Source organism: Halalkalibacter sp. HAAS-P013 (assembly GCF_056619925.1).
The window spans coordinates 16591-40304 of record NZ_JBWQTU010000007.1 but is presented as its reverse complement, the minus strand read 5'-3'; the positions used below and the strand labels follow the sequence as shown (position 1 = coordinate 40304).

Annotated in this window: 20 protein-coding genes, 1 pseudogene and 1 riboswitch; of the genes and pseudogenes, 14 read left to right on the top strand and 7 right to left on the bottom strand. The window is 38.4% G+C overall.

Annotation, left to right across the window (positions count from 1 at the left end; translation table 11 throughout):
• Positions 1–486 precede the first annotated feature (486 nt).
• Positions 487–3240, top strand: a complete 2754-nt coding sequence (ppc, locus tag AC1FXP_RS11410) for a phosphoenolpyruvate carboxylase (RefSeq protein WP_480061432.1) — start codon at positions 487–489, stop codon at positions 3238–3240.
• A 315-nt stretch (positions 3241–3555) separates the two neighbouring features.
• On the opposite strand, the gene AC1FXP_RS11405 is transcribed toward ppc, so the two are convergent.
• Positions 3556–4266 (bottom strand): hypothetical protein, encoded by a 711-nt coding sequence (locus AC1FXP_RS11405; protein WP_480061430.1) that lies wholly within the window; start codon positions 4264–4266, stop codon positions 3556–3558.
• 156 nt (positions 4267–4422) lie between these two features.
• Positions 4423–4977 (bottom strand): YpiB family protein, encoded by a 555-nt coding sequence (locus AC1FXP_RS11400; protein ID WP_480061428.1) that lies wholly within the window; start codon positions 4975–4977, stop codon positions 4423–4425.
• Positions 4978–5130: 153 nt separating this feature from the next.
• On the opposite strand from AC1FXP_RS11400, the gene AC1FXP_RS11395 reads away from it, so the two are divergent.
• The 3 genes from AC1FXP_RS11395 to aguB all read left to right on the top strand — a co-directional run bounded on the left by AC1FXP_RS11395 (position 5131) and on the right by aguB (position 8345).
• A complete protein-coding gene (locus tag AC1FXP_RS11395) occupies positions 5131–5559 on the top strand; it encodes a GNAT family N-acetyltransferase (RefSeq protein ID WP_480061426.1) in 429 nt (142 codons plus the stop codon).
• An 857-nt stretch (positions 5560–6416) separates the two neighbouring features.
• A complete protein-coding gene (locus AC1FXP_RS11390) occupies positions 6417–7448 on the top strand; it encodes an agmatine deiminase family protein (protein ID WP_480061567.1) in 1032 nt (343 codons plus the stop codon).
• Between the two features lie 18 nt (positions 7449–7466).
• Positions 7467–8345 (top strand): N-carbamoylputrescine amidase, encoded by an 879-nt coding sequence (aguB, locus tag AC1FXP_RS11385; protein ID WP_480061424.1) that lies wholly within the window; start codon positions 7467–7469, stop codon positions 8343–8345.
• A 207-nt stretch (positions 8346–8552) separates the two neighbouring features.
• Here the strand turns inward: aguB and AC1FXP_RS11380 are convergent.
• From AC1FXP_RS11380 to AC1FXP_RS11370, 3 genes and pseudogenes are all read right to left on the bottom strand, one after another.
• Positions 8553–9498 (bottom strand): annotated as a pseudogene (locus tag AC1FXP_RS11380) (glycine betaine ABC transporter substrate-binding protein).
• Positions 9498–10346 carry an ABC transporter permease gene (locus AC1FXP_RS11375; RefSeq protein WP_480061422.1) on the bottom strand — a complete coding sequence of 283 codons (849 nt, stop codon included), beginning with the start codon at positions 10344–10346 and terminating at the stop codon, positions 9498–9500. Before AC1FXP_RS11375 ends, AC1FXP_RS11380 begins: the two are co-directional and overlap by 1 nt.
• Positions 10347–11579 carry a quaternary amine ABC transporter ATP-binding protein gene (locus tag AC1FXP_RS11370; RefSeq protein ID WP_480061420.1) on the bottom strand — a complete coding sequence of 411 codons (1233 nt, stop codon included), beginning with the start codon at positions 11577–11579 and terminating at the stop codon, positions 10347–10349.
• A 126-nt stretch (positions 11580–11705) separates the two neighbouring features.
• On the opposite strand from AC1FXP_RS11370, the gene AC1FXP_RS11365 reads away from it, so the two are divergent.
• Both AC1FXP_RS11365 and AC1FXP_RS11360 read left to right on the top strand, forming a co-directional pair.
• On the top strand, positions 11706–11873 hold the full coding sequence (locus AC1FXP_RS11365) for a hypothetical protein (RefSeq protein ID WP_480061418.1): 168 nt from the start codon (positions 11706–11708) through the stop codon (positions 11871–11873).
• A gap of 132 nt (positions 11874–12005) precedes the next feature.
• The gene (locus tag AC1FXP_RS11360; RefSeq protein ID WP_480061416.1) at positions 12006–12602 is read left to right on the top strand and encodes a DNA-3-methyladenine glycosylase; all 597 of its coding nucleotides are present in this window, start codon (positions 12006–12008) and stop codon (positions 12600–12602) included.
• A gap of 384 nt (positions 12603–12986) precedes the next feature.
• Here the strand turns inward: AC1FXP_RS11360 and AC1FXP_RS11355 are convergent, their stop codons facing one another.
• The gene (locus AC1FXP_RS11355; protein ID WP_480061414.1) at positions 12987–13292 is read right to left on the bottom strand and encodes a DUF3817 domain-containing protein; all 306 of its coding nucleotides are present in this window, start codon (positions 13290–13292) and stop codon (positions 12987–12989) included.
• A gap of 160 nt (positions 13293–13452) precedes the next feature.
• Between AC1FXP_RS11355 and AC1FXP_RS11350 the strand changes: the two genes are divergently transcribed.
• From AC1FXP_RS11350 to AC1FXP_RS11320, 7 genes are all read left to right on the top strand, one after another.
• Positions 13453–14352 (top strand): SDR family oxidoreductase, encoded by a 900-nt coding sequence (locus tag AC1FXP_RS11350; RefSeq protein WP_480061412.1) that lies wholly within the window; start codon positions 13453–13455, stop codon positions 14350–14352.
• A 227-nt stretch (positions 14353–14579) separates the two neighbouring features.
• Positions 14580–16250 (top strand): EAL domain-containing protein, encoded by a 1671-nt coding sequence (locus AC1FXP_RS11345; RefSeq protein WP_480061410.1) that lies wholly within the window; start codon positions 14580–14582, stop codon positions 16248–16250.
• 99 nt (positions 16251–16349) lie between these two features.
• Entirely contained in the window at positions 16350–17540 is a 1191-nt protein-coding gene (locus AC1FXP_RS11340; protein ID WP_480061408.1) for a class I SAM-dependent rRNA methyltransferase, read from the top strand.
• Positions 17541–17638: riboswitch (guanidine-I (ykkC/yxkD leader) on the top strand.
• Positions 17639–17700: 62 nt separating this feature from the next.
• Positions 17701–18048: a DMT family transporter gene (locus AC1FXP_RS11335; RefSeq protein ID WP_480061406.1), complete on the top strand. Its 348-nt coding sequence runs from the start codon at positions 17701–17703 to the stop codon at positions 18046–18048.
• Between the two features lies 1 nt (position 18049).
• Positions 18050–18364, top strand: coding sequence for a DMT family transporter (locus tag AC1FXP_RS11330; protein WP_480061404.1), 315 nt, complete (start codon positions 18050–18052; stop codon positions 18362–18364).
• A gap of 359 nt (positions 18365–18723) precedes the next feature.
• Positions 18724–20913, top strand: coding sequence for a DNA topoisomerase III (locus tag AC1FXP_RS11325; RefSeq protein WP_480061402.1), 2190 nt, complete (start codon positions 18724–18726; stop codon positions 20911–20913).
• A 37-nt stretch (positions 20914–20950) separates the two neighbouring features.
• Complete coding sequence (locus tag AC1FXP_RS11320; protein ID WP_480061400.1) at positions 20951–21331, top strand: VOC family protein; 381 nt, start codon at positions 20951–20953, stop codon at positions 21329–21331.
• Between the two features lie 88 nt (positions 21332–21419).
• On the opposite strand, the gene AC1FXP_RS11315 is transcribed toward AC1FXP_RS11320, so the two are convergent.
• Positions 21420–22961 (bottom strand): FAD-dependent oxidoreductase, encoded by a 1542-nt coding sequence (locus tag AC1FXP_RS11315; protein ID WP_480061398.1) that lies wholly within the window; start codon positions 22959–22961, stop codon positions 21420–21422.
• 88 nt (positions 22962–23049) lie between these two features.
• On the opposite strand from AC1FXP_RS11315, the gene AC1FXP_RS11310 reads away from it, so the two are divergent.
• Complete coding sequence (locus tag AC1FXP_RS11310) at positions 23050–23712, top strand: NAD(P)H-binding protein (protein ID WP_480061396.1); 663 nt, start codon at positions 23050–23052, stop codon at positions 23710–23712.
• The last annotated feature ends 2 nt before the right edge of the window (positions 23713–23714 follow it).

Here is a 23714-nt window from a genome sequence, read left to right as displayed (position 1 = left end):
ATATACCTCCAAGATTAATTTTTGAGGTTGTTCCTGAAGCGATGTCTATAAAAAAGGTAACAAGTGAATGTAAGTTAGATATGAATAGCTTGTTAGCCTTTTGTAAAAGAGGAAAGTTAGTTGAAAAGTTGTATTCTAAGATAAATGTTTTAACGAAAAATGAAGGGTATAGGAAAATCACCCCAAAAATATCCATAAAAAATAAGGTTTGTTAAAGGGTGAGTGAGGAAAAGACTATGTATAATGAACTGGTTAATAATTTATACTGTTAAAGGATTGTAAAGTTAGTTAAAAAAGGTACTCGTAATAGCCGTGCAAAACACTAAATAAACATAAAGATTGGATATTTTCGCTATTTTCTGTTAAAATGTTAGACAATGCACTTAGGGACGGAAATTGGCCTTGAGGGACGAAAGGAGTCCCTTTTTGGTTGTGGTATAATGAAAGAAAGCAGTGCATCTAGATTTAAATAGGGGGATAAGGTAAATGATCAATGTAACAGACAATAGCTCTCTTTTACGTAATGATGTCAAAAAATTAGGTAATATTTTAGGAGAGATTCTCGTACATCATGGTGGTATCTCGCTATTTAACAAAGTCGAAACAATCCGAGAGATGACCAAGAACTTAAGGAAAGATTACAATGAACAAGACTATAAAAAATTAAAAGAAGAGATTAGTACATTAAAGCCACCTGTACGTCAACAGGTCATTCGTGCATTCTCTATTTACTTTCATTTAATTAATATTGCTGAGCAAAACCATCGTATCCGTCGCAGACGCGAGTATCAGCTGAAAGATGATGGAGTGATCCAACCTGTTTCTCTAGAAAGCGCGATGGTTTCTATTAAAGAAAATGACTTCTCTAATGAAGTGATTCAAAAAGTGTTAAATGATCTTTCTATTGAATTAATTATTACAGCGCACCCAACAGAAGCGACAAAGCGCACGGTGCTTGAAATACAAAAAAGAATTTCAATGATTCTTCAAGAATTCGATAATCCTTTGTTAACAAAAAAAGAAAGAACAACTCTTGAAGAAAGTTTATTTAATGAAGTAACGGCCTTGTGGCAAACGGATGAATTGCGACAACGTAAACCGACCGTTTTAGACGAAGTGAAAAATGGTCTTTATTACTTTAACGAAACGTTATTTGATACATTGCCTGATATTCATCAGGATCTCGAGGCTCAGTTAGACCAACACTTCCCAGATCATAAGTGGAAAGTCCCGAACTTTCTTCACTTCGGTTCGTGGATAGGGGGAGACCGTGATGGGAACCCAAATGTGACTCCAGAAGTGACATGGGAGACATTGAAATTACAGCGTCAAGTTGCTCTGAAAAAGTATGAAGAAGCGATTGTTGACCTGATGAAGCGTTTTAGTCAAACAACAACTAGAGTCGAGTTAAGTGAAGCATTAATTGATTCGGTTGAAAGAGACGAGAAGGCCTATATGGAATCGGGTGAAGTTTGGCCAGTTAATAATGAAATTTATCGTCGTAAGTTTGCTGTCATGTTAAAGCGTCTTCGTCAAGTTGGTGAATCAGAAGTTGGATATCAAAATGCTGAAGAGTTTTTAAGTGATTTGGTTTTAGTTAGGGATAGTGCTGAACAGCATCAACCATCGAACCATAAGTTAAAAACAATCCGAAAGCTCATTCGTCAAGCAGAGCTGTTTGGTTTCCACTTAGTGACACTTGATATTAGAAATCATAGTGGTGAGCACGAAGCTGCTGTGTCTGAAATTTTAAAAGTAGTTGGAATTGCTGAAAATTATGCGTCTCTTCCAGAAGAGGAGAAGGTAGCTATTCTTGAGAAAGTCCTTAGCGAACCAAGACCTCTATTATTACTAGATGAAGATTACTCGAAAGAAACACAAGAAACATTTAAAGTATTTAAGATGATTAAACAAGCTCATAAAGAATTTGGAAGACGTTCAATTGAAGTGTATCTTGTCAGTATGACTCAATCACCAAGTGACTTATTAGAAGTTCTTGTGCTTGCAAAAGAAGCGGGCATTTATCGTCTTTATGCAGATGGCAAAGTAGAAAGTCATTTAAATGTTGCACCACTTCTGGAAACGATTGATGATTTAGTTGCTGGTCCGAAAATTATGAAGACATTGTTTGAAATGGAAGTATATCGCAATCATATTGAAGAGCACGGAAACCATCAAGAAATCATGTTAGGGTATTCTGATGGAAGCAAAGATGGTGGAACGTTAACAGCGAACTGGAAGCTATTTAAAGCTCAGCAAGAAATTCATAATATGGCAAAGGAATTTGATATTCGCTTGAAATTCTTCCATGGCCGTGGTGGATCATTAGGACGCGGAGGTGGACCGTTAAACCGTAGTATTCTTTCACAGCCATCAGAAACTTTAGGAGATGGTGTGAAAATTACGGAGCAAGGTGAAGTATTATCATCTCGCTATTTGTTGGAAGATATCGCTTATCGTAACCTTGAACAAGCGGCATCTGCTTTGTTAGAAGGTTCTGCTAGGGCTCATAAAAATCCAGTGCAAGGACATTTCCGTGATAGAAAATGGGAAGATGCAATGGAAGAAATGTCACAAGTTTCCTTGAAGAAATATCAATCGCTCGTTTTCCAAGATAAGGATTTCTTGAAATACTTTACTCAAGCTACACCTTTAAATGAATTGGGAGCCTTAAATATAGGTTCGCGTCCAATGAAACGTAAGGGTAGTGAGCGTTTTGAGGATTTACGTGCCATTCCTTGGGTATTTGCTTGGACGCAATCAAGACAAATGATTCCAGCTTGGTATGCTGCAGGTACAGGATTACAAACATTTATCGGGCAAAGTGAAGAAAATTTAGCATTGCTTCAAGAAATGTATAAAAAGTGGCCGTTCTTCCAAGCTACGATTAACAACTTACAAATGGCATTAATGAAAGCAGATTTAACAACAGCTAAAGAATATATTCATCTTGTTCAGGATAAGGAGATCGGAGAAAGAATCTTCAATAATATCTCTGAGGAATATAAACTAACAAAAGATGTCCTCTTGCAAATTACTGGCAATGAAGAACTTCTTGATCATACACCAAATATTCAAGAGTCAGTTTATAGACGTAATCCATACGTGGATCCGCTCAACTTTCTACAAGTTGATTTAATTCAAAAAATGCGTGAATCAGATGAAAAATCTGAGGAGTTACTAACAGAAGTACTGCTTACAATCAGTGGTGTCGCTGCTGGGTTAGTGAATACAGGTTGATATAGAACATCCGCTGCAATGTTGTTGCAGCGGATGTTTTTCTTATCCTACATTTCTTATTTTAATTTTGTAACGATTGCTGCTGTGTAGAAACGTTTTTCTCTTAGTGAAATGGAGCGGAAGTCACTCGACTCCTGCGGGATGCAGAGGTAGGGGCGAGACCCCACAGGCGAAGCCGAGGAGGCTCGGCACCTCCCCGCGGAAAGCGAGTGGCTGGAGCGCAATGGAACGAACATGAGGAGAACCACGCACCCCAAAAAATAACAATGTATGCGAAAACAGCCTTTTAAAAAGGCTAACTGTCAAAATACTCTTTTACCACTCAAAAAAGAACTTGAGCGCAAACGTAATGAGTGTATAGGAAATCACGCCGAAAGCGAAGGTAGGGAAGTGGGCATGTTGTTCATTTGGTAGTTCATTTTTTAAAACGTTTAAGATCATAGCACCGGAAATAAAAGCAAAAATCATAGCCTGTGCGAAGGATGAAAGGGTAACAAATACACCGATAATCCAACCTGTGATAATGCCTGATGCAATGACAAACCTTCCTACAAGGTTATATTGTTTCGGGTTCTCACGCCAAAGATCGTGGGCAACAGCTATGAAATGGAGACCAATCGCTGTCCCGTAAAAAACCGATTGTATCCCTGTGACATTTGACGCCATAACGATATATACGATTAACATATTATAAATTGTAAAGAAGATAATTTGCAGCCAAAGAGTAGAACGATCTCCCTGACTTTGCTCAGCCTGTTTAAAAGTTTTTTGTATACCGTAAAATATCAGCAAGCCAAATAACCCAACAAAATACAGCTCTGATTCCATTGTTAGATTATCGGTATATAATTCCACAGTTTGTTGTTCCCTGTGCATGGATGGGAGTATATAGACAAAGACATAAGAAACAGCTAGCCCCCCTGAAAACGAAAGCCATTTTTTACGACGAATTTGATTGGCCGGAATAAAATCATTAGCAAAAAGGTGAATGATAATAAATAGAATCCCTAATAAATAAGCAGACATAGTGACACTCCTTATTTATCAGTACCCACACTTTTGTAAGGGGAAACGTGGTGTATGATAAACTAATCGGAGTTTGGAAGTTACGAAAGACAAACACTCAGTTTAGAACGTTTGCCTTTCGTTTCACGTGAAACATTAACATAAAATTACGACAACTTAAGATTCCTGCATGCTTTTAAGTTCTTGTAATCTCTCAACTAGCTTATTAAAAAGAGGCTTATCATTTTGGTCGAGAGCCTCATCAATTTGTAGCCTTACGTTTGCAATTTCTTGATCGACTAGTGCCTTTTCAAGGATCATATTGGTTTCATTTTCGTATTCTTTAAATTGCTTGTATTGAACAAATGAATTTGTTTGTGACTCGACTAGGTTGAGATAGCGGTGATTCGATTGTTTTCCATAGAAATGAAGCTTTACATATACTTTATCTGCAGGATTACTCATAAGGTCACCGAGGGCTTTTGATACATCTTCTGATTTACGCTTATTGTAATAATAAACAAAACCAGACTTATCTGAATGCATACTTGAAATAACAAATGTTCTTCCTTTTGATGGAACCGTTTCGACAAAGGAAAGGTTCTCAAGTATATGGTGGTTTTTCAATATATGTTCAAGCAACATCCTTACATCTTTATGCTTAAGCTGATGCTGTTCTAAAAACCATTTTAAAAAACTACTTTTTTCTGCTGCGGATACCCAGTTTCTCATAAACACCACCCTAAAATTCTACTTTCTTCAAGCATAACATGATATACGTATATTTCAATTCAGAACGTGTTGTTTTCAAACTAAATAGTCTGATAGCAATTTAGTAACTTATGAATATAGTAGTATACCAGGTTGATAAAGGGGGAGTGGTGGGTGTTTATTCGAAGGGCTACTGCCGAAGAGTTGAGGTTTATTCAAAGTTATGCACCAATCGTACAGCAAGAAGCTACGTTAGGCTATATGGATGGGAAACATGTAATGAATGAAGAGATGCACTATCATTATAAAGCAGAATACTTTATATTGTTGGATAACCATCGAATTTGCGGGTGGGTTCTGTTAGGAGAAGCAACGACACCAGTTAATTCCGAAACGACGGGGATGATCTTAGAGTTATACGTATTGCAACCTTATCGTAAAAAAGGGTTTGGTCATATGTTAATGAATTATGCTCTCCATTATTTTAAGCAAAAAAAATTAAAGAAAGTACAGTTGAACGTTTTTGCTGAGAATCATGCAAAAAAGCTTTATGAACAAATGGGTTTTAAAGATGTTTCCACGCTTATGGAAAGGCCGTTATAATAGTTTCATGTGAAACAATAGGTTAGCCCATTGACAAATCCTTACAGGCCGATTATAGTTTGAGTAACAAATTTATGGAAGGGTGACCCAACTACAATGAAGTACTAATCCTATTTACGAAAGCAATCAATTGAAGGTGTTTTTAGCGGACGAATATTTCTGCTTTCTTTAACATGCCTTCAATGGGAGTTTTCAGGATAGGATTGGATTTCTATAGTTGAGCCTAAAAGGAGTAGTCTCTTTCTTTTTGGTGTGCACCTATATTTATGCCTCCTATTCTGACTGTAGATAGGGGGCATTTTCATGTCCCCAAAAACATAATGAAAGGCCACTGAAAAAGGTCAAGACCGTACCTTTTTCAGTGGCCTCCATAATGAAGGTGGGGATGATTGTATGCTTTTATTAGAAGCTCAAAAAATAAAGCAATATATAAAAGAACGGCTCCTACTTAATATAGACCATATCCAAATTTATAAAAATGATCGTATTGGCTTAGTATTGAAACGAAAATATCGGAAGTGTTGGGTCGGTTAAGTATGGAACCATCTGGTGAGCTAGAGAAAGAGTTTCAGGAACTGTTAGAGGAGAAAAGGAGATTGAATTCAAAAGTGTAGTTTGAGTTGAACTTTGAGGGACTAGAGGAAGTTGTTTTTTTCATTCCCGTCCCTTGGAATTCTCCTTAATTAGTAGATGCTGAAAAAAGGAGGCCATTGAAAAAGGTAAAAACCACACCTTTTTCAGTGGCCTTGAAAAAAGGCTTTTTTTAGTTCCTTACAATTTGAGTACGAAGTGATTTTGTTATATGATTTGAAAATACGATGCTTCAAAAAATAACTGTAAAAAGAGTGATGGAACCGATGTATCCAAAAGAATTAAATTATAAAATGCCTGCAGAGTGGACAACTCATCAGTGTACATTCATTTCTTGGCCTGTTCAAGATTCGATGGTCTATCCTGATGATTATGAACATGTTTGGAATGGCTACGCTGAACTTGTACATGCAATTGCTGAGTTCGAGCCCGTATCAATTGTCACGAATCGAGATGATATAGAAAAGTTGAAGGCAATTTTTGTAGATGAGCGAGTGGGATTTTTACCAATTGAGCATAACGATGCCTGGCTGCGAGATAACGGACCGACGTTTGTCAAAAGTGATGATGGTGACATCGCAGGGGTTAATTGGATTTTTAATGCGTGGGGGGAGAAGTACTCTCCGTGGAAATTAGATAATGATGTGGCGCCTAAAATCTTAGAGCATTTTAATATTAAAAAATTTAATGCTCAAATAGTGATGGAAGGTGGATCATTTCATGTGGATGGCGAAGGAACGTTGCTGACAACAGAAGAGTGCCTGTTGAACCCAAACCGTAATCCTGATTTATCAAAGGAACAAGTGGAACAATACTTAAAAGATTATTTAAATATTGAAAAGGTTATTTGGTTGAATAGAGGTTTAAGTGGAGATGAAACAGATGGTCATGTTGACAATGTGGCTTGTTTTGCAGAACCAGGTAAGGTAATTATGCAAGTGTGTCATGATCCTAGTGACGATAATTATCAAATCACACAAGAAAACCTTGAAATCTTGCGTAAAGCAACAGATGCAAAAGGACGAAAGCTTGAGGTCATTGAGATTGAGCAACCACCAGCGTCACATTTTGAAGAGAGTCGACTAACGCTTAGTTATCTTAATTTTTATTTTGTAAATGATGGAATTATTTTACCGGTATTTGGCGGTACAGCCAAAGAAACGGATCAAAAAGCAATTGACGTCCTGCAACAAACATTTCCTGATCGCAGAATCCGGACAATTGACGGGATGGCGATCATAAAAGAAGGCGGAAATGTTCATTGTACAACACAGCAGATGCCTGCTGAAGGAAAATAGAATAAGAGGTGAGTGGACTTGAGAAAAGTGAAAGTAGCAGCTACACAAATGAGCTGTTCTAATAATATAGAAGAAAATATAAGCAATGCAGACAAGCTAGTAAGAGAAGCAGCAAGTCAAGGTGCACAAATTATCCAAATTCAAGAATTGTTTGAAACACCTTACTTCTGTCAAAAAGAAAAATCAGATTATTATATTTATGCAACAGAAGTAGAGAAAAACAAAGCAATTAACCATTTTAAAGAGGTTGCCAAAGAGCTTGAAGTTGTACTTCCGATTAGCTTTTATGAAAAGAAAAACAATGCTCGCTACAACTCACTAGCTGTGATTGATGCAGATGGAGAGGTGCTTGGTGTTTATCGTAAAAGCCATATTCCAGATGGACCAGGCTATGAAGAGAAATTTTATTTTAATCCTGGAGACACAGGGTTCAAGGTTTGGGACACACGCTATGCGAAAATTGGAATAGGTGTTTGTTGGGATCAGTGGTATCCTGAAGCAGCTAGATGTATGGCGCTAATGGGGGCAGAAATTTTATTTTATCCGACAGCAATTGGTTCAGAGCCACATGATGACACAATTGACTCCAAGGACCATTGGCAAACAGTTATGCTAGGGCATGCTGCATCAAATTTAGTGCCAGTTGTAGCCTCGAACCGAGTAGGAGTAGAAGAAGATGAAGATTTCAAAATTACGTTCTATGGTTCTTCTTTTATTGCGGGACCACAAGGAAACAAAGTAGCAGAAGCGGATCGAACAGAAGAGACAGTCCTTGTTGCAGAATTTGATCTTGATGCGTTAGACATTCAACGCATCGAGTGGGGCATTTTCCGTGACCGCAGACCTGACTTATATAAAATTATTACTTCGTACGATGGTGAGTTAATTATTAAGTAGCTATATAGGAACTGATCTTTTTCAGAACCAAGGGTCAGATCTTTTTACCACACTCTACATTTAGAAATGCTAATAAGACCATAAAGGTAGTACGCTATATATAAAATAAGTTGTGCCAAAGATCAAAAATGACCTTTGGCACAACCGATAGACAATATGTGTGCCCTTAAAGCAAAAAGAACGATTCTTTAAGGGACAACTCCTATTTTACTCTACAACTAAATCTTCAATAGAATCTATATCCATGTAAGTTGGGACAACTAATCCAAGTGCTGTTCCGTGCAGGTTTGAACCTAAATCTTCAAATTCTCCCTCATACTGCTCGTAGTAATCAGCATGTGTTGTCGGCAACCATGCACCAACTGTTGCATCACCACTACCAGTAGCAACACCTGCCCACATTGGACCAGCGTCTACTTGAGTAAGAGTTACATCATAACCAACAGTTTGTAGTACAGAACTTACAACATTTGAACTTGCAATAACATCATCCCAAGCAACATAAAGCAAAGTAATTTCGTCACCATCCACTGAACCGACACCTTCAGTCCATGTAGCAGGCTAAATCTTCATTTTCTGTAACAAATTGCTCAGCGGCATCAGATGGATCAGCACCTTCATTAATAAGTGCCATTACATACTCAATGTGCTCTGGCTCCCAATTGAACTGATTTAATACTTGATATGCATTAGGATGATCATCTTCTAAACCTAAACGAGCAATTGTATGAACGTCTTCAGCTCCACCATAAAGGTTTAACGGATCTTCTAAGTATTTAAGATCAAAGTCAGAAAACTTCCAGTGCGGGCTCCACCCAGTTACAATAATAGGTTCCTCATTTTCATAAGCACTTTTTAATGAAGCCGCCATTGCAGCTCCTGAACTTTCAACAACATTCCAGTCATCTTCAAGACCGTATTCAGGCAAAACTTGATTCATTGTGATATTCATCAAACCTGCACCAGGGTCAATCCCAATAATTTCAAAATCAACGTCTTCTCCGACATGTGCAGCAGACGCTTCTGCAGGTGCTTCTTCTGTACCTTCTGCATCATCAGCTGGTGCCTCTTGAGATGCTTCTTCTCCTCCGCAAGCTGCTAGTCCTAAAGCTAGGACAGAAGCGGTTGTTAAACATAGTAATTTTTTTAACATTACTGTGTTCCCCCTTGTTTTTTGTTTCCTATATTTTGAGTGATTCGATCTAAGATAATCGCAATGATTACAATAGCCAAACCAGCTTCAAAACCAACTCCAGTTTGAATCTGTGTGACGGCACGGTATACTTCTGTACCGAGTCCTGGTGCACCTACCATGGCTGCAATGACAACCATAGATAGAGCTAACATTATACTTTGGTTAATTCCTGCCATAATTGTTGGCATGGCAAGAGGTATTTGAACTTTTAACAAACGCTGTTTTGTTGTCGAACCAAACGCATTTGTTGCTTCAATTAAATCAGTTGGCACTTGCTGAATCCCGAGTATCGTTAAGCGGATTGTAGGCGGCATAGCAAAAATCACCGATGCTACAACTCCAGGAACGACTCCAATATTAAAAAAGAAGATGGCAGGGATTAAATAGACGAATGCAGGCATTGTCTGCATCAGGTCTAAGATTGGTGTAACAATTTGTCTTACCAACGTTTTCTGTGATGCCCATATTCCGATTGGAATCCCAACAATGATTGTGACAAATACAGCTGTTAGGACGAGAGCAAGGGTTTGAACCATATGATCCCAATATCCAAAGTTCCAAATCAACAACAAACCTAGGACGGAAAATAATGCCATTCTCCACCTACTCGTCTTCCAAGCTATAAATCCAATTAGTAGAATTAATACAATAGGAGGAGGGAGAATTAAGAGCCATTCGATGCCATCTACCACACCTCGTAAAATCACACTAATAAATTGAAAAACGCCACTTAAGTTACTTGTTAGCCATGATACAAATTGATCAATAATATCAGCTAACGGCAGTCTTGGAATGAAGTCTTCCATTTACTTCACCTCCAAATCTTTGGCGCCTGTTAGTAGATTAATATGTTCTTCGTTTCCAGCAAGAGCACCGATAACGGCACCCCTTACTAGGATTCCTTTTAAGCAGTTGTTATCATCAGTAACAGCAACTGGGATAGATGCGTTTGATACTTTATCAAATAAGTCGACCAGTAGCACATCTGGTTTGACCGTAATCAAATCAGTTGTTACGACTTCAGTGAGAGATTGATTTAGATCCATCGCTTTTTTTGCATCGTCAGCAGAGAGGGTACCAATTAATGTTTTTTGTTTATCAACAACATAGATTGATGAGATCCCTAGTTCTTTCATCATTTTTAGTGCGACACGTGGACCTTTGTCTACTTGAACCGTTTCTGCTCGCTTCATCACATGATGAGCCGTCAGTACTTTTGCTAGGTCAACGTCTTCGACAAATCGTTCAACATATTGGTTGGATGGATTCATTAAAATTTCTTCAGGTGTACCAATTTGAACAATTTCTCCGTCTTTCATTAAGGCTATGCGGTCACCAATTCGAAGCGCCTCATCTAAATCATGTGTAATAAAAACAATGGTTTTCTCGACAGATGATTGTAAGTCTAATAGTTCATCTTGCATGTCTTTACGAATGAGTGGATCAAGGGCACTAAATGCTTCATCCATTAAGAGAACATCTGGATTATTAGCTAAGGCACGTGCTAGACCGACACGCTGCTGCATCCCACCACTTAACTGGCTAGGATATTGGTTTTCGTAGCCTTTAAATCCTACTAATTTAAGAGATTCAAGTGCTTTTTTGTTTCGTTCCTCTTTCGGTACACCTTGAATTTCTAAGCCGTATTCTGTGTTTTCCAGAACTGTATAATGAGGAAAGAGTGCAAATTTTTGAAACACCATACTGATTTTCTTACGTCTTACTTCACGAAGCTGCTCCTTTGACATTTTGACAACATCTTCACCATCAATCTCTACTTTCCCACTTGTTGGATCAATTAATCGATTTAACAGCCTGACAAGTGTCGACTTCCCACTTCCGGAAAGCCCCATAATAACAAAGATTTCACCAGAATGAACATCAAAGCTAGCTTGATTAACGCCGACTGTGCAGCCGGTACTCGAAAGAATTTCTGTTTTTGATTTTCCGCTCTCTAGTTGCTGGAAAGCTTGCTTTACATTTTTACCAAATATTTTTGTAACTTGATCAACTTTAATTTTGATCGTTTTATCGTTCATTTTTCCACCTCTTCTATAACTAATGATTGGTACGAGACATTTTCAGATTTATTCTCTGTTAAATGGCGGGCAGGAGTCTCTTTTAACATTAACTCTCTTCAAAAGTCTCTGGAGGAATTAGATGAATTGCTTGCAGACGGGGGAACATCTGATGAGGTAAAAAAGGAAGCTGAAGTAGACAAAGAAAAGCTATTGCATGCGTTAGAGTATTACGATTGGCTTAACCGTCTCATTGATAGCATTGAATCAAAAGAGATTTTTGATTATATTCCGAAGAAACGAGACGTTAAGTAGATGAAGGGCTAGAACAAACAAACAGCTCTGTTACTTAGATAGAAGGAATGGAAAAGGAAAGAAGACCTTTTCTGTTCCTCTTTTTTGTCCTTATTTCTTACTTTGATAAACTAAAAGGAAACAACGATAGAGGTGAGTAAATTGAACCTTCAACCATTAAAAGCAAATTTTTTTCTGCAGCCTACACTCGATCTAGCACAGGCTTTACTTGGCCAAATTCTTGTTAAGGAAACAAAAGAGGGGGTTGCATCTGGTTGGATTGTTGAAACAGAGGCATACATTGGTCCTGGTGACCGAGCGGCACATAGTTTTGGAAACCGTCGAACAAAGAGAACGGAAGTCATGTTTGGTCCACCAGGACATTTCTATACATATGTTATGCATACCCACTGTTTAGTCAATGTTGTGAGTGGGGAAGTGGGTCATCCTGAAGCTATTTTGATAAGGGCTGTTGAACCTTATCATGGAATCGAACTAATGTATGAGCGTCGAGGTCAAGAAAAAAAGGAAAAGGATTTAACAAATGGTCCAGGGAAACTAACTAAAGCATTAGGTATAATGAAACTAGATTATGGTCTTCCTTGCAATAAGCAACCAATATATATAGCAGAGGGAAAGATAAATGGAACCATTGAAAGCGGCCCTAGAATTGGGATTGGAAATAGTGGAGAAGCGAGGGATTATCCTTGGAGGTATTGGTTGTCAGGCAATCGGTTTGTCTCAAGATAATAGGAATAAGCCTTCTTAAATAAAGGCTGTTTTCGCATACTTTGTTGTTTTTAGGGGGTACGTGTTCTCCGCATGTTCGTTCCAATTTGTTCTTTTTAAAGAAATTAAGAAGAGTATAACACTAACTATTTATGAGTATAGAGAGTTATTAATAAATTTCCCCTTTGTTCTTGAAAGGGTTGTTCTTAATAAAGTTCAGATGAGGCAGTAATAGAAGAGACAGCCGGCTTTGAATAAAATCAAAGCCGGCTGCTGTCGAATAGAAAAACCATGTCTAATTTTCTTACAAGTCTTTCAAAAAGGGGACAATCTCGAGGCCACTGAAAAAGGTACGGTTTTGACCTTTTTCAGTGGCCTCACAATCTCCCCTTTTTAAACAGAATCTTATAAACTTTTTGTTACGGGCTCTTCTTTTATTAATTTTGCATCAAAAATAAACGGACCAAATGGGATAACAGATGCAATGGCTGCTAGTAGCCCTTTTTTAAATGACCATCTTTCAGTAAACATGACAAATGCTAGAACGACAAAGTAAAGCATGAACAATATACCATGAATCCATCCAGTGACTGTGACCATCATTGGCATATCAAACATATATTTTAATGGCATAGCAATGCCTAGTAGAAGGATGAAAGAAAGCCCTTCTATATAACTGACAGAACGAAATATTTTAAGTGTTGAACTCATAATGATCATCTCCAATTAAAGTGGACTCGTTATCGTACCTAGGTTGTATTATAACAAATTATTAATATAAGTGTTTTTCTAATTCGTGACGATTTAGAAAAACACATTTAGACTAGAAATGAATAGGCTAAAGGCAAAAGTGGATTAGGAGGTTGTAATAATGTATCCAGTTTTTCCTTATTATGACAAAGAGGTGGAGTGTAAAGAACAGCCTGCTGCATTTCCACCTCAAGAACAGGATCAGCAACCTGGTCTTGAGTACCCAATGATACCAAACCCGATTGCAGAAAATCCTCATTACATTGGTTCGGGTAAGTTGAAAGACAAGGTAGCGATTATTACAGGAGGAGATAGTGGGATAGGGCGAGCAACGGCGATTGCTTTTGCAAAAGAAGGTGCAAATGTTGTAATTGCGTACTTAAATGAACATATAGATGCAAATGCTACGAAGAAGCGTATTGAAGAAATTGGGGAAGAATGTCTTGTTATTGCGATTGATCTACGGGAAGAGGCTGCTTCAACAGAGGTCGTTAAACAAACGATTGATCGGTTTGGCAGGATTGATGTCTTAGTCAATAATCACGCAGTTCAATATGTGCAAGATTCAATTCTTGATATTACGATTGGTCAGTTAGACGATACATTTAAAACAAATATTTACCCTTTTTTCTTTATGACAAAGGCTGCACTCCCATACTTACAATCAGGAGATACGATCATTAATAACGCATCTGTCACGGCCTATCGAGGTCATGAGAAATTAATCGATTACTCAGCTACACAAGGGGCGATTGTTACATTTACACGATCATTAGCCATGTCATTAGTTGAGCAGGGGATAAGAGTAAATACCGTCGCCCCTGGTCCTATCTGGACACCGCTCATTCCAGCCACTTTTCCAAAAGAAGAAATCAAATACTTCGGCACAGACACGCCAATGAAAAGGCCAGGTCAACCATTCGAATTAGCCCCAACCTTTGTCTACCTAGCCTCAGACGACTCAGGCTACGTAACAGGCCAAGTTTTACACGTAAATGGAGGAGAAATTGTAGGAGGCTAAAAGAACAAAGGCGCACGGTGAGCGCAGCCATTGCAAACATGTTCGCACACGTAAGTATAAATGTACTTTTCGTATATAAAAGCTAACCGAAAGGCGCCCTTTCCTTTGTTCTTTTAGCCTATATCAATTTTGAGTATCTTCTTTTTTACTGTAAGATCAAATAAAATATATATTAATATGAATGTTTCGGACTTCGAAATTTTTTGTTGGAAGGATGGCGTTTCGTATTGGTTAATAATAAAGAACTCGTTCCAATTATGAATATAATCAAGTCGTTCGAGCTTATGTACGGAGTTGTTTTTTTAATGGAAGTAATAGACGGTCAATATGTCTATCGCTACATAAGTCCGGAGGCGAAAGAACTTGCTTCATTAGATGAAAGTTTTCTTGGTAAACAACTGAATGAAGTGTATCCAGATTATATTTCAGATCATTTAAGTTCTTTCTACAACGAGGCAAAAGAAACTAGAAAGCCCGTTGTCGTTGAGGACAAGCTCAATATGGAGTTAACGGATGAAGTAGCAAGATTAGTGATCATGCCCGTGATTCAAGCTGATGATGAGTTAACGTATTTTATTAGTTATACAGAGAGAACAAGATCTCCAAAGGAAGCAACTGTTGATCTTGTTACAGGCCTTCCAAGTTACCATTTGTTTGTTAGCAAGTTAAAGGAAAAGCTTCAATTAGCTGATGGCAATCCGATTGCCTTATGTTACCTCAAGCTTAGGCAAATAAAGCGAAACGAGGAAGCAAGAACGAAAGAGATTGACCAAGCGGTATTTATTGCTGAAGTTACCAAGCGGATTTTGAATATACTTCCTGAAAAAGGATCGGAGCTAGCGCGTGTAGTTGGAGATGAACTTGTTTGTTTTTTTTCAACAAAGCACGATGCAGTTGCCTTAGTAAAGGAGCTTCAACAAGTGATTTCGATACCACTTTCTGTAGACGGTAAGAAACTCATAATGGAGACCGCGATAGGAATGACTTTCCAAGAGATAGGAACAAAATCAGAGTTGAGCCTGCTTAATGAAGCGTATCATGCTATGTTGCAGGCCAAGCAAGATAAGGGGAATTCTGTAAAGGTATTTGATATAAATAATCAAACCGAAGTAATGAGATCAAAACCTCATCTAGTTCACGAATTAAGAAAGGCGATTGTGAACAATGAGTTTGTCATCTATTTCCAACCAATTGTTAGTGCTGTAACAGGAGGAGTTCATTATGAGGCATTATTGCGTTGGTTTAGTTCGAAGTTAGGACCGGTACCACCAGACGCATTTATAATGGCTGCAGAAGAAAGTGACTTTATTCAAGAGATTGACTTATGGGTGATTGAAAAGGTTTGTGAGCATGTCGCAAACTCTCATGAAGAGCTACGTTATGTCTCGATAAATCTATCAATTAAAACGTTTCAATCCAATGAGCTAGAAAAGAAGCTTCTTGCAGCTTGTTCAAAACATGGAATTGACCCAAGCTTCATAGAACTTGAACTAACTGAACACACCCTTTTAGAAGATGAACAATTGTTAATTAAGAAGTTAGGCTGTTTACGTAAGTCAGGGTTCAAAGTAGCAATTGATGATTTTGGTATGAGGCATGCTTCTTTTAATTATTTACGGGTGCTCCCCGTAGATAAGATAAAGATTGATAAAGCATTTGTGCAAAATTTAAAAAGAAATTCAAAAGAGCATCATATTATTACATCGATTCTTACTTTAGCTAAGAAAATTGGCGTAAGAGTAACGGCAGAAGGTGTTGAGACAGTGGAACAAGCCCAAATGCTAGTAGAAGCTTCTTGCGATGAGCTACAAGGTTTTCTCTTTGGTAAACCAGCTCCTAATGAAATTGTTCACAAGGCTTCTAAACAAGCAAGAGAGCAGTGGAGTAGTTTGTTATAATTCCTACAGACAATTATGGTGGCTCAATTATTGGTTCAAGTTAACCCGTGCTATAATGAGTCAAACATGTTCGAAATATAAGTAGATTGGATGATATGTGTGACGGAAATAACCATCGAGGTAAAAAAACGTAGTTCGGAAAAAATGAAAAAAGGATTTCCTCTAATAGAACAAACCGCACTAACAAAAAGTATGCAGAAAGCAGAAGAAGGAACAATCCTTCGTGTTGTTGATGAATCAGGCTTATTTGTTGGGAAGGGGTATTATGGTAAACAGAATAAAGGAGTAGGGTGGATAGTAACGAAAGATCCATCCGAAACGATTGACCGAGATTTCTTTCTAGAACGAATTCGAGCAGCTGTAAAGCGTCGAAAGAACTTATTCAACGATAATGAAACGACTGCTTTTCGTCTGTTTAATGGAGAAGGAGATGGCATTGGCGGTCTAACAATTGATTGTTATGATGGCTATTATGTAAGTACGTTTTATAGTGAAGGGATTTATCATTTTCGAAAAGACATTTATGAGGCATTACAAAACGTCGTTACCTGTAAAGGTCTATATGAGAAAAAGCGATTTGCTAGTCAGGGGCAGTATGTAGAAGATGATGATTTTGTCATGGGAGAACGTGGTGAATTCCCTTTAATCGTTAAGGAAAATGGCATGAATTTTGCTGTTTATTTAAACGATGGACCAATGGTCGGTGTGTTTCTTGATCAGCGAGACGTACGCAGACGAATCAGGGATGAGTATGCTAATGGGAAGCATGTGTTAAATACATTTTCTTATACAGGTGCGTTTTCGGTTGCGGCTGCCTTAGGGGGAGCTACAAAGACAACAAGTGTCGACCTTGCTAAACGAAGTCATGCTAAAACAATTGAACAATTTAGTGTAAATGGCATTGATTATGAAGCTCAAGATATTATTGTGATGGATGTGTTTAACTATTTTAAATTTGCAAAGAAAAAAGGGAAGTTATTTGATCTTGTTATTTTAGATCCGCCTAGCTTTGCAAGGTCAAAAAAACATACGTTTAGTGCCGCGAAAGATTACACAGGTTTGCTGCAAGAAGCGATTGCCATTACAGAGAAAAATGGAGTCATTATTGCCTCGACAAATTGCAGTACATTTTCTATGGAGAAGTTTCATACGTTTATTAAAGAGGCATTCAAAAAGAAAAATGCAAATTATCAAATTTTAGAGGAATACACGTTACCAGATGATTTCAAGACGACGAAATCATTCCGTGAAGGGAACTATTTAAAGGTTGTCTTTATAAAAAGAAAATAATAAAAAGCTTTCTAGGGTTCCGCGTAGTCGTATGGTCTGGTCCAAGAGAGAGCGCATAGAAGTTTCTATGTACACGGAGGGAGAAAAGCCCGGGAGGTTACTATCATTTGATAGGGACATTTCGGGCTTTTTTTATTTTTTGAAAAGTGAGGGTTTGAAAATGAATAAAAGCATCGCGTGGATGCTACTTGTCGTAGCAGCAGTCTTTGAAGTTGGTTGGGTCGTCGGGTTGAAATACGCAGCAAGCTATGCAACGTGGGGGCTGACAATTGTTGCGATTATTGTTAGTTTCTCAATATTGATTTGGAGTGGAAGGATGCTGCCAGTTGGAACGGCTTATGCTGTTTTTGTCGGGCTGGGCACAGTTGGAACGGTGGTTGTTGATCATGTCATATTTGCAGAGCCGTTTCGTTGGGTGGTTCTCTTCTTGATCTGTTTGTTATTTATTGGTGTTATAGGATTGAAGGTGAGTACACCGGAGCATGTAGAAGCAAAGGAGGGACAATAACGTGGAGTGGACTTATTTAATGATCGCTGGTTTGTTTGAAATGCTTGGTGTAGCGATGATAACTCAATTTAATCGAAAAAGAGGAGTGCTGCAGCTTCTATTATTAATTAGTGCTTTCAGTTTGAGTTTTCTTTTTCTATCTTATGCCATGATCGTATTACCAATGGCCATTTCCTATGCTGTCTGGACTGGAATAGGGGCAGTTGGTGGTGTAGTAATAGGGATGTTATTTTACAATGAGCCAAGGCATTGGAAGCGACTCTTCTTTTTAAGTATGATAATTTTTGCTTCAGTTGGGTTAAAGCTTGTCACATAGCTACAAATCTGCACTTAGGTGTGTGTTGGCCCCTTTGACAAAGAGATGAAGCATTATTGGGATTGGGATTTTTATTTACGAATAGTAGAAATGTTTCACGTGAAACGCTTCCCTGTAAACGAGTGTTATTTATAATTTTTTTGAAACAAGCAGTAATGAGTCAAAGAATATGGACAGTATGAGAATTCATCTGGATCGATTGTAGAGAAGCTAAAAGTGAACGTATTTGGAATGGGGTAGGTTTGATATCAAGGTTAAAGCGAAAGCTAATTGGATAAAGAGGTATGACAGCTGTGTGTCATATCTTTTTTTGATATCGGATGCTATCATGTAAGAATCAGAGTGGAAAGGATGTTTTGATGCAAAAGTCAGTTGTCTTAGCAGAAAAGCCTTCAGTTGCCCGTGATATTGCTCGAGTGTTGAACTGTGGGCGTAAAGGAAATGGGTTTCTAGAAGGAGATAAATATATAGTAACATGGGCGTTGGGGCATTTAGTTACATTAGCTGAGCCTGAAAGCTATGGAGAGAAATATAAAACGTGGAATATAGATGATTTACCGATGCTTCCAAACCATTTAAAGCTTGTTGTGATGAAGCAGACAAGCAAGCAATTTAATGCGGTCAAGGCTCAACTGCAGCGTAAAGATGTAAGAGACATTGTCATTGCGACGGATGCAGGACGTGAAGGAGAGCTTGTTGCAAGGTGGATTCTTGAAAAGGCTCATGTTAATAAACCGTTGAAACGATTATGGATTTCCTCGGTAACAGACCGTGCGATTAAAGAAGGCTTTGCGAAGTTAAAAAACGCGAAACAGTTTGAAGGTCTCTATCATTCAGCTGTCGCTCGTTCAGAAGCAGACTGGTATGTAGGAATGAATGGGACGAGAGCATTAACGACGAAGTTTCATGCTCAGCTTTCTTGTGGACGGGTTCAGACCCCGACACTTGCGATGATTGCCAAAAGGGAAAAAGATATTCAGACGTTTAAACCTGTACCTTATAAGCAATTAACGGTGAAAACGGAGATTGGTATTTCGTTTCATTGGGTTGATCAGAAGACAAATGAACGTCGAATGTTTGATGAGAAAAAAGCAGAAACGATTCGTACGTCGCTTAAAGGGCAAAAGTTGAACATATCAGATATTCAGAAGGTTGCCAAAAAGATTCCTGCTCCTAAGTTATATGACTTAACAGAACTACAACGTGAAGCGAATAAACGATTCGGATATTCAGCAAAGGAGACACTCTCTACTATTCAGCGTTTATATGAGCAGCATAAGGTTATAACGTACCCGAGAACCGATTCGAATTATTTATCATCGGATATGGTCGATACGTTAGCGGATCGTATAAAAGCTTGTGATATTCAACCATTTCGAAAATTAGTTTCTCAATTAAAGGGCGTTAAGATTGATAAAAGTTTAGCTTGTATTAATGACCAACATGTGTCTGATCACCATGCGATCATCCCAACAGAACAATCTCCAGGACCGAATGCATTAAGTGAAAAAGAAACAAAATTATATCGCTTAATTGTTCGACGTTTTCTAGCTGCCTTTTTCCCTGTAAATGAATTTGAACAAACAACGATTACAGCAGGTGCTGCGAAGGAACAGTTTATTGCAAAAGGGAAAAGGATGACGAGCTTAGGATGGAAAGTTGTATATTCGGAAGACGCGTCTTATTTAGATGAGGATGAGAGTGAGAGTACTCTTCCAAAGTTAGCTGCAGGTGATGTGCTATCTGTTCAAGAAATCAACGTTACATCTGGTCAAACAAAGCCGCCTGAAAGACTCACAGAAGGTACATTACTTTCTGCGATGGAGAAGCCAAGTGCCTACTTAGAGAGCCATAATAAAGAATTAGCACAGACGTTAGGGAAGACGGGTGGAATTGGAACAGTTGCGACAAGAGCGGACATAATTGAAAAGCTTTTGAATACTCATTTAGTAGAAAAAAGAGATAAATACTTACATGTAACAGGAAAAGGAAAGCAATTATTAGAGTTAGTTCCTGCTGAATTACAATCACCTGCACTAACAGCAGAGTGGGAGCAAAAGCTAGAGCAAATTGCAAAAGGGCAGTTAGAGAAGTCCGTTTTTGTGGCAGATATGAAGCAGTACGCAGCAGACATCGTTCGTCAGGTTAAGCAGAGCGAGAAGCAGTTTAAGCATGATAATGTAACAGGAAGCCCATGTCCTGATTGTGGAAAGCTGTTGCTTGAAGTGAAAACAAAGCATGGCAAGAGACGTGTTTGTCAGGATCCTGGATGCGGCTATAAGAAAAATATTTCAAAGACAACGAATGCTCGCTGTCCGAAGTGTAAAAAGAAATTGGAGCTTTGGGGAGAGGGTGAAGGTCAAACATTCGCTTGTGTCTGTGGGCATAGAGAAAAGTTATCAACGTTCCAAGAACGAAGAAAAAACAACCAAAACAAGAAAGTGTCGAAACGAGAAGTAAATAATTTTATGAAAAAGCAAAACAAACAAGAGGAGTTCTCTAACAACGCATTAGCGGATGCGTTAGCGAAGTTGAAGTTGGATAACTAGACGAATTGTTTGTAGTGCTACCTGAGGAGGAGAGAATATGAAAGCATTACTTCTTCATCATGTTAGTTTACCGGTATCAAATCTGGAAAGATCAAAGGTATTTTATGGAGGGATTCTTCAGTTAAAAGAAATAGCAAGGCCGGATTTTGACTTTGCTGGTGCTTGGTATCAAATAGGAGAAGGGCAACTTCATCTCATTGTTGATGAGACAATGCCTCGTGATTCAGAACAAAAAATTGATTCTAGAGGTCTGCATTTTGCCTTGCGTGTAGAGGATTACTATGAAACAGCTGAATGGTTAAAGAAACATAGCATTACTATTGTTGAAAAGCCGGATAGCAAAAGTGGATTTGCACAAATTTTCTGCTGTGATCCAGATGGACATATTATTGAACTTCATGTGGAGCAACCTTTATAAGAGAGCAAGAGCTAGGTGTATGGTCAGCACCTAGCTCTTTTTAAAGTTTTTATGCTTTAGTGAAGGGTCTGACCCTTTCTTTGGCTCCTTATTCGATTTTTTTGAGGGGTTTTTTTGCTGGTCCTTCAATTACTTCTCCATCATAGGAGTAGCGTGAGCCGTGGCATGGGCAGTCCCATGTCCGGTCACCGTGGTTCCAATGAACTTCACACCCCATATGAGTACATGTTGTATCAACGACATGTAAATTCCCATCTTTGTCACGGTACGCTCCAGCTCGTTTCCCATTAACAGTTACGACTGCGGATTCATCTGTTTTCACATCATCTGGATGAAGCTCGCTCTTATCAAATTTTCCTTGAAGGAGCTGTTTTGCTACATCGGCATTGTTAGTAATAAATTTCTTAACGCTCGGGTCAGCAATGAAGCGTGAAGGACGATAGAGGGTTTCATATCTATTTTCACGGTTTAGAATTAGGTCGCTTAATAAGAGACCAGCCATCGTACCGTTTGTCATACCCCATTTTCGGTATCCGGTAGCAACATAAATATTACGATGTGTGCGATTGATTCTTCCTATATATGGGAGTTTGTCAAGTGTAATCATATCCTGAGCTGACCACTTGTATTGAATATCTAGCTCAGAGAAAAGTTCGTACCCGTACTGTTCAAGTGCTTCATAGTGATATTGAGTATTAATTCCTTGTCCTGTTTTGTGTTCCTCGCCGCCAATGATCGCAAGCTTATCACCGTCTCTCATCGTATAACGTAATGAACGAGAAGGAGAATCGACATTTAAATACATCCCATCTGGGCACTCTTCTTTTTTCACTTTTGCCGCTATCACGTAAGAACGTTCTACATACATGCGTGAAAAATAAAGACCCCCTCCATCGTAAAAAGGGAAGTGAGAGGCAACGACAACATGATTTGCTGTTAACTTTGCTCCATTTCTAGTCATAATAACAGGCTTTGGTTGATGTTTAATATCAACTGCTACCGTGTTCTCAAAAATCTTGCCACCGTTTTCTTTAATTTTATTTAATAAATATGAAAGGTATTTAAGTGGGTGGAATTGAGCTTGATTTTTCATGACTAGAGCTGATTTAACTGGTAGTTTTAACGGGATTGAATCAACTAATTCGCCTTCTATTCCTAATGTTTTGTAAGCTTCGTTTTCTTTTTCTAGCTTTTTTACACCTCTGTTTGTCGTTGTGTATAAATAAGCGTCTTCTGATGAGAAATCACAGTCAATTTGTTCTTCATTGACAAGGTTTTGAATAAACTGGAGGGCATCATTCGCTGCTTCATAATAAAGCTTGGCTTTGTCTTTTCCTAAGTGGGAGATAAATTCATCATAAATGGCACCATGTTGTGCGGTAATCTTTGCCGTTGTATGGCCTGTTGTTCCATTTAATAATTGATTTGCTTCAAGTAATGCGACCTTTACTCCTTCTCTTGAAAGTAGATAAGCAGTCGTAATCCCTGATATTCCTCCGCCTACAATTGCTACATCAATCGCTGTATCCTCTTCAAGTGAAGAGAAAGAAGGCAAGTCAACAGAGTCGTGCCAATAAGGTTCTGGTTGCTCAGGAATGGAAGAATCGATTAAAGTGTAATCATCTGACATTATGTATCCCTCCGATAATTGGAATTTCTTTTCATACTATAACCAAACGAAGGGTTTTCATGTATTAGATCAAAAGGAGGATTTGCAGGTGGAGCAAAGGATAGCGCTCGTTGTTGGGGCTACAGGACTCATTGGTCAATCCCTTGTGAAAAAGCTGGAGCAAAAAAACGAATATAAGAAGATTTATATTTTCGTGCGAAGAAAAATAGAAGTAGCTAGTGAGAAGACTGAAGGTAAAGTGGTTTCCTTTGACACCCTTGAAGTTAATGACATTCCACAAGTAGATGATGTATTTTGTTGTTTAGGGACAACGATGAAAAAAGCAAAGACGAAAGAGGCATTTAAACAAGTTGATTACGAATATCCTTTGAAGATTGCTGGAGGTGCATTGGAAAAAGGAGCGAAGCAATTTTTAGTCGTTTCAGCCATTGGAGCAAGTGAAACATCCCACTTTTTTTATAGCCGTGTAAAAGGGGAGATGGAAAAAGCAGTCATGAACCTTGATTATTCACATATACATATCTTTCGTCCCTCTTTGTTACTTGGCGAGCGTAATGAACTACGGATAGGTGAGAAGGTTGGTGAATGGGGGGCTAAGTTAGCAAAACCACTGTTAAAAGGAGCGCTCGCTAAATATCGGGCTATCTCTGGGGAACAAGTCGCTCGTGCAATGGTAAGGGCAGCTTTAAGGAAAGCAGATAAACATGTGTTGATTTATCAGTCAAACCAAATGGGTCAAACATTAAAATAACG

What these genes read in the sequence shown, in the direction of transcription:
- AC1FXP_RS11335 (WP_480061406.1), top strand. Translation starts at nt 17,701, where the DNA reads ATGAATAAAAGCATCGCGTGGATGCTACTTGTCGTAGCAGCAGTCTTT.
- AC1FXP_RS11315 (WP_480061398.1), bottom strand. Translation starts at nt 22,961, where the DNA reads ATGTCAGATGATTACACTTTAATCGATTCTTCCATTCCTGAGCAACCA.
- ppc (WP_480061432.1), top strand. Translation starts at nt 487, where the DNA reads ATGATCAATGTAACAGACAATAGCTCTCTTTTACGTAATGATGTCAAA.
- AC1FXP_RS11355 (WP_480061414.1), bottom strand. Translation starts at nt 13,292, where the DNA reads ATGAGTTCAACACTTAAAATATTTCGTTCTGTCAGTTATATAGAAGGG.
- AC1FXP_RS11375 (WP_480061422.1), bottom strand. Translation starts at nt 10,346, where the DNA reads ATGGAAGACTTCATTCCAAGACTGCCGTTAGCTGATATTATTGATCAA.
- AC1FXP_RS11390 (WP_480061567.1), top strand. Translation starts at nt 6,417, where the DNA reads ATGTATCCAAAAGAATTAAATTATAAAATGCCTGCAGAGTGGACAACT.
- AC1FXP_RS11350 (WP_480061412.1), top strand. Translation starts at nt 13,453, where the DNA reads ATGTATCCAGTTTTTCCTTATTATGACAAAGAGGTGGAGTGTAAAGAA.
- AC1FXP_RS11370 (WP_480061420.1), bottom strand. Translation starts at nt 11,579, where the DNA reads ATGAACGATAAAACGATCAAAATTAAAGTTGATCAAGTTACAAAAATA.
- AC1FXP_RS11325 (WP_480061402.1), top strand. Translation starts at nt 18,724, where the DNA reads ATGCAAAAGTCAGTTGTCTTAGCAGAAAAGCCTTCAGTTGCCCGTGAT.
- AC1FXP_RS11400 (WP_480061428.1), bottom strand. Translation starts at nt 4,977, where the DNA reads ATGAGAAACTGGGTATCCGCAGCAGAAAAAAGTAGTTTTTTAAAATGG.
- AC1FXP_RS11405 (WP_480061430.1), bottom strand. Translation starts at nt 4,266, where the DNA reads ATGTCTGCTTATTTATTAGGGATTCTATTTATTATCATTCACCTTTTT.
- AC1FXP_RS11320 (WP_480061400.1), top strand. Translation starts at nt 20,951, where the DNA reads ATGAAAGCATTACTTCTTCATCATGTTAGTTTACCGGTATCAAATCTG.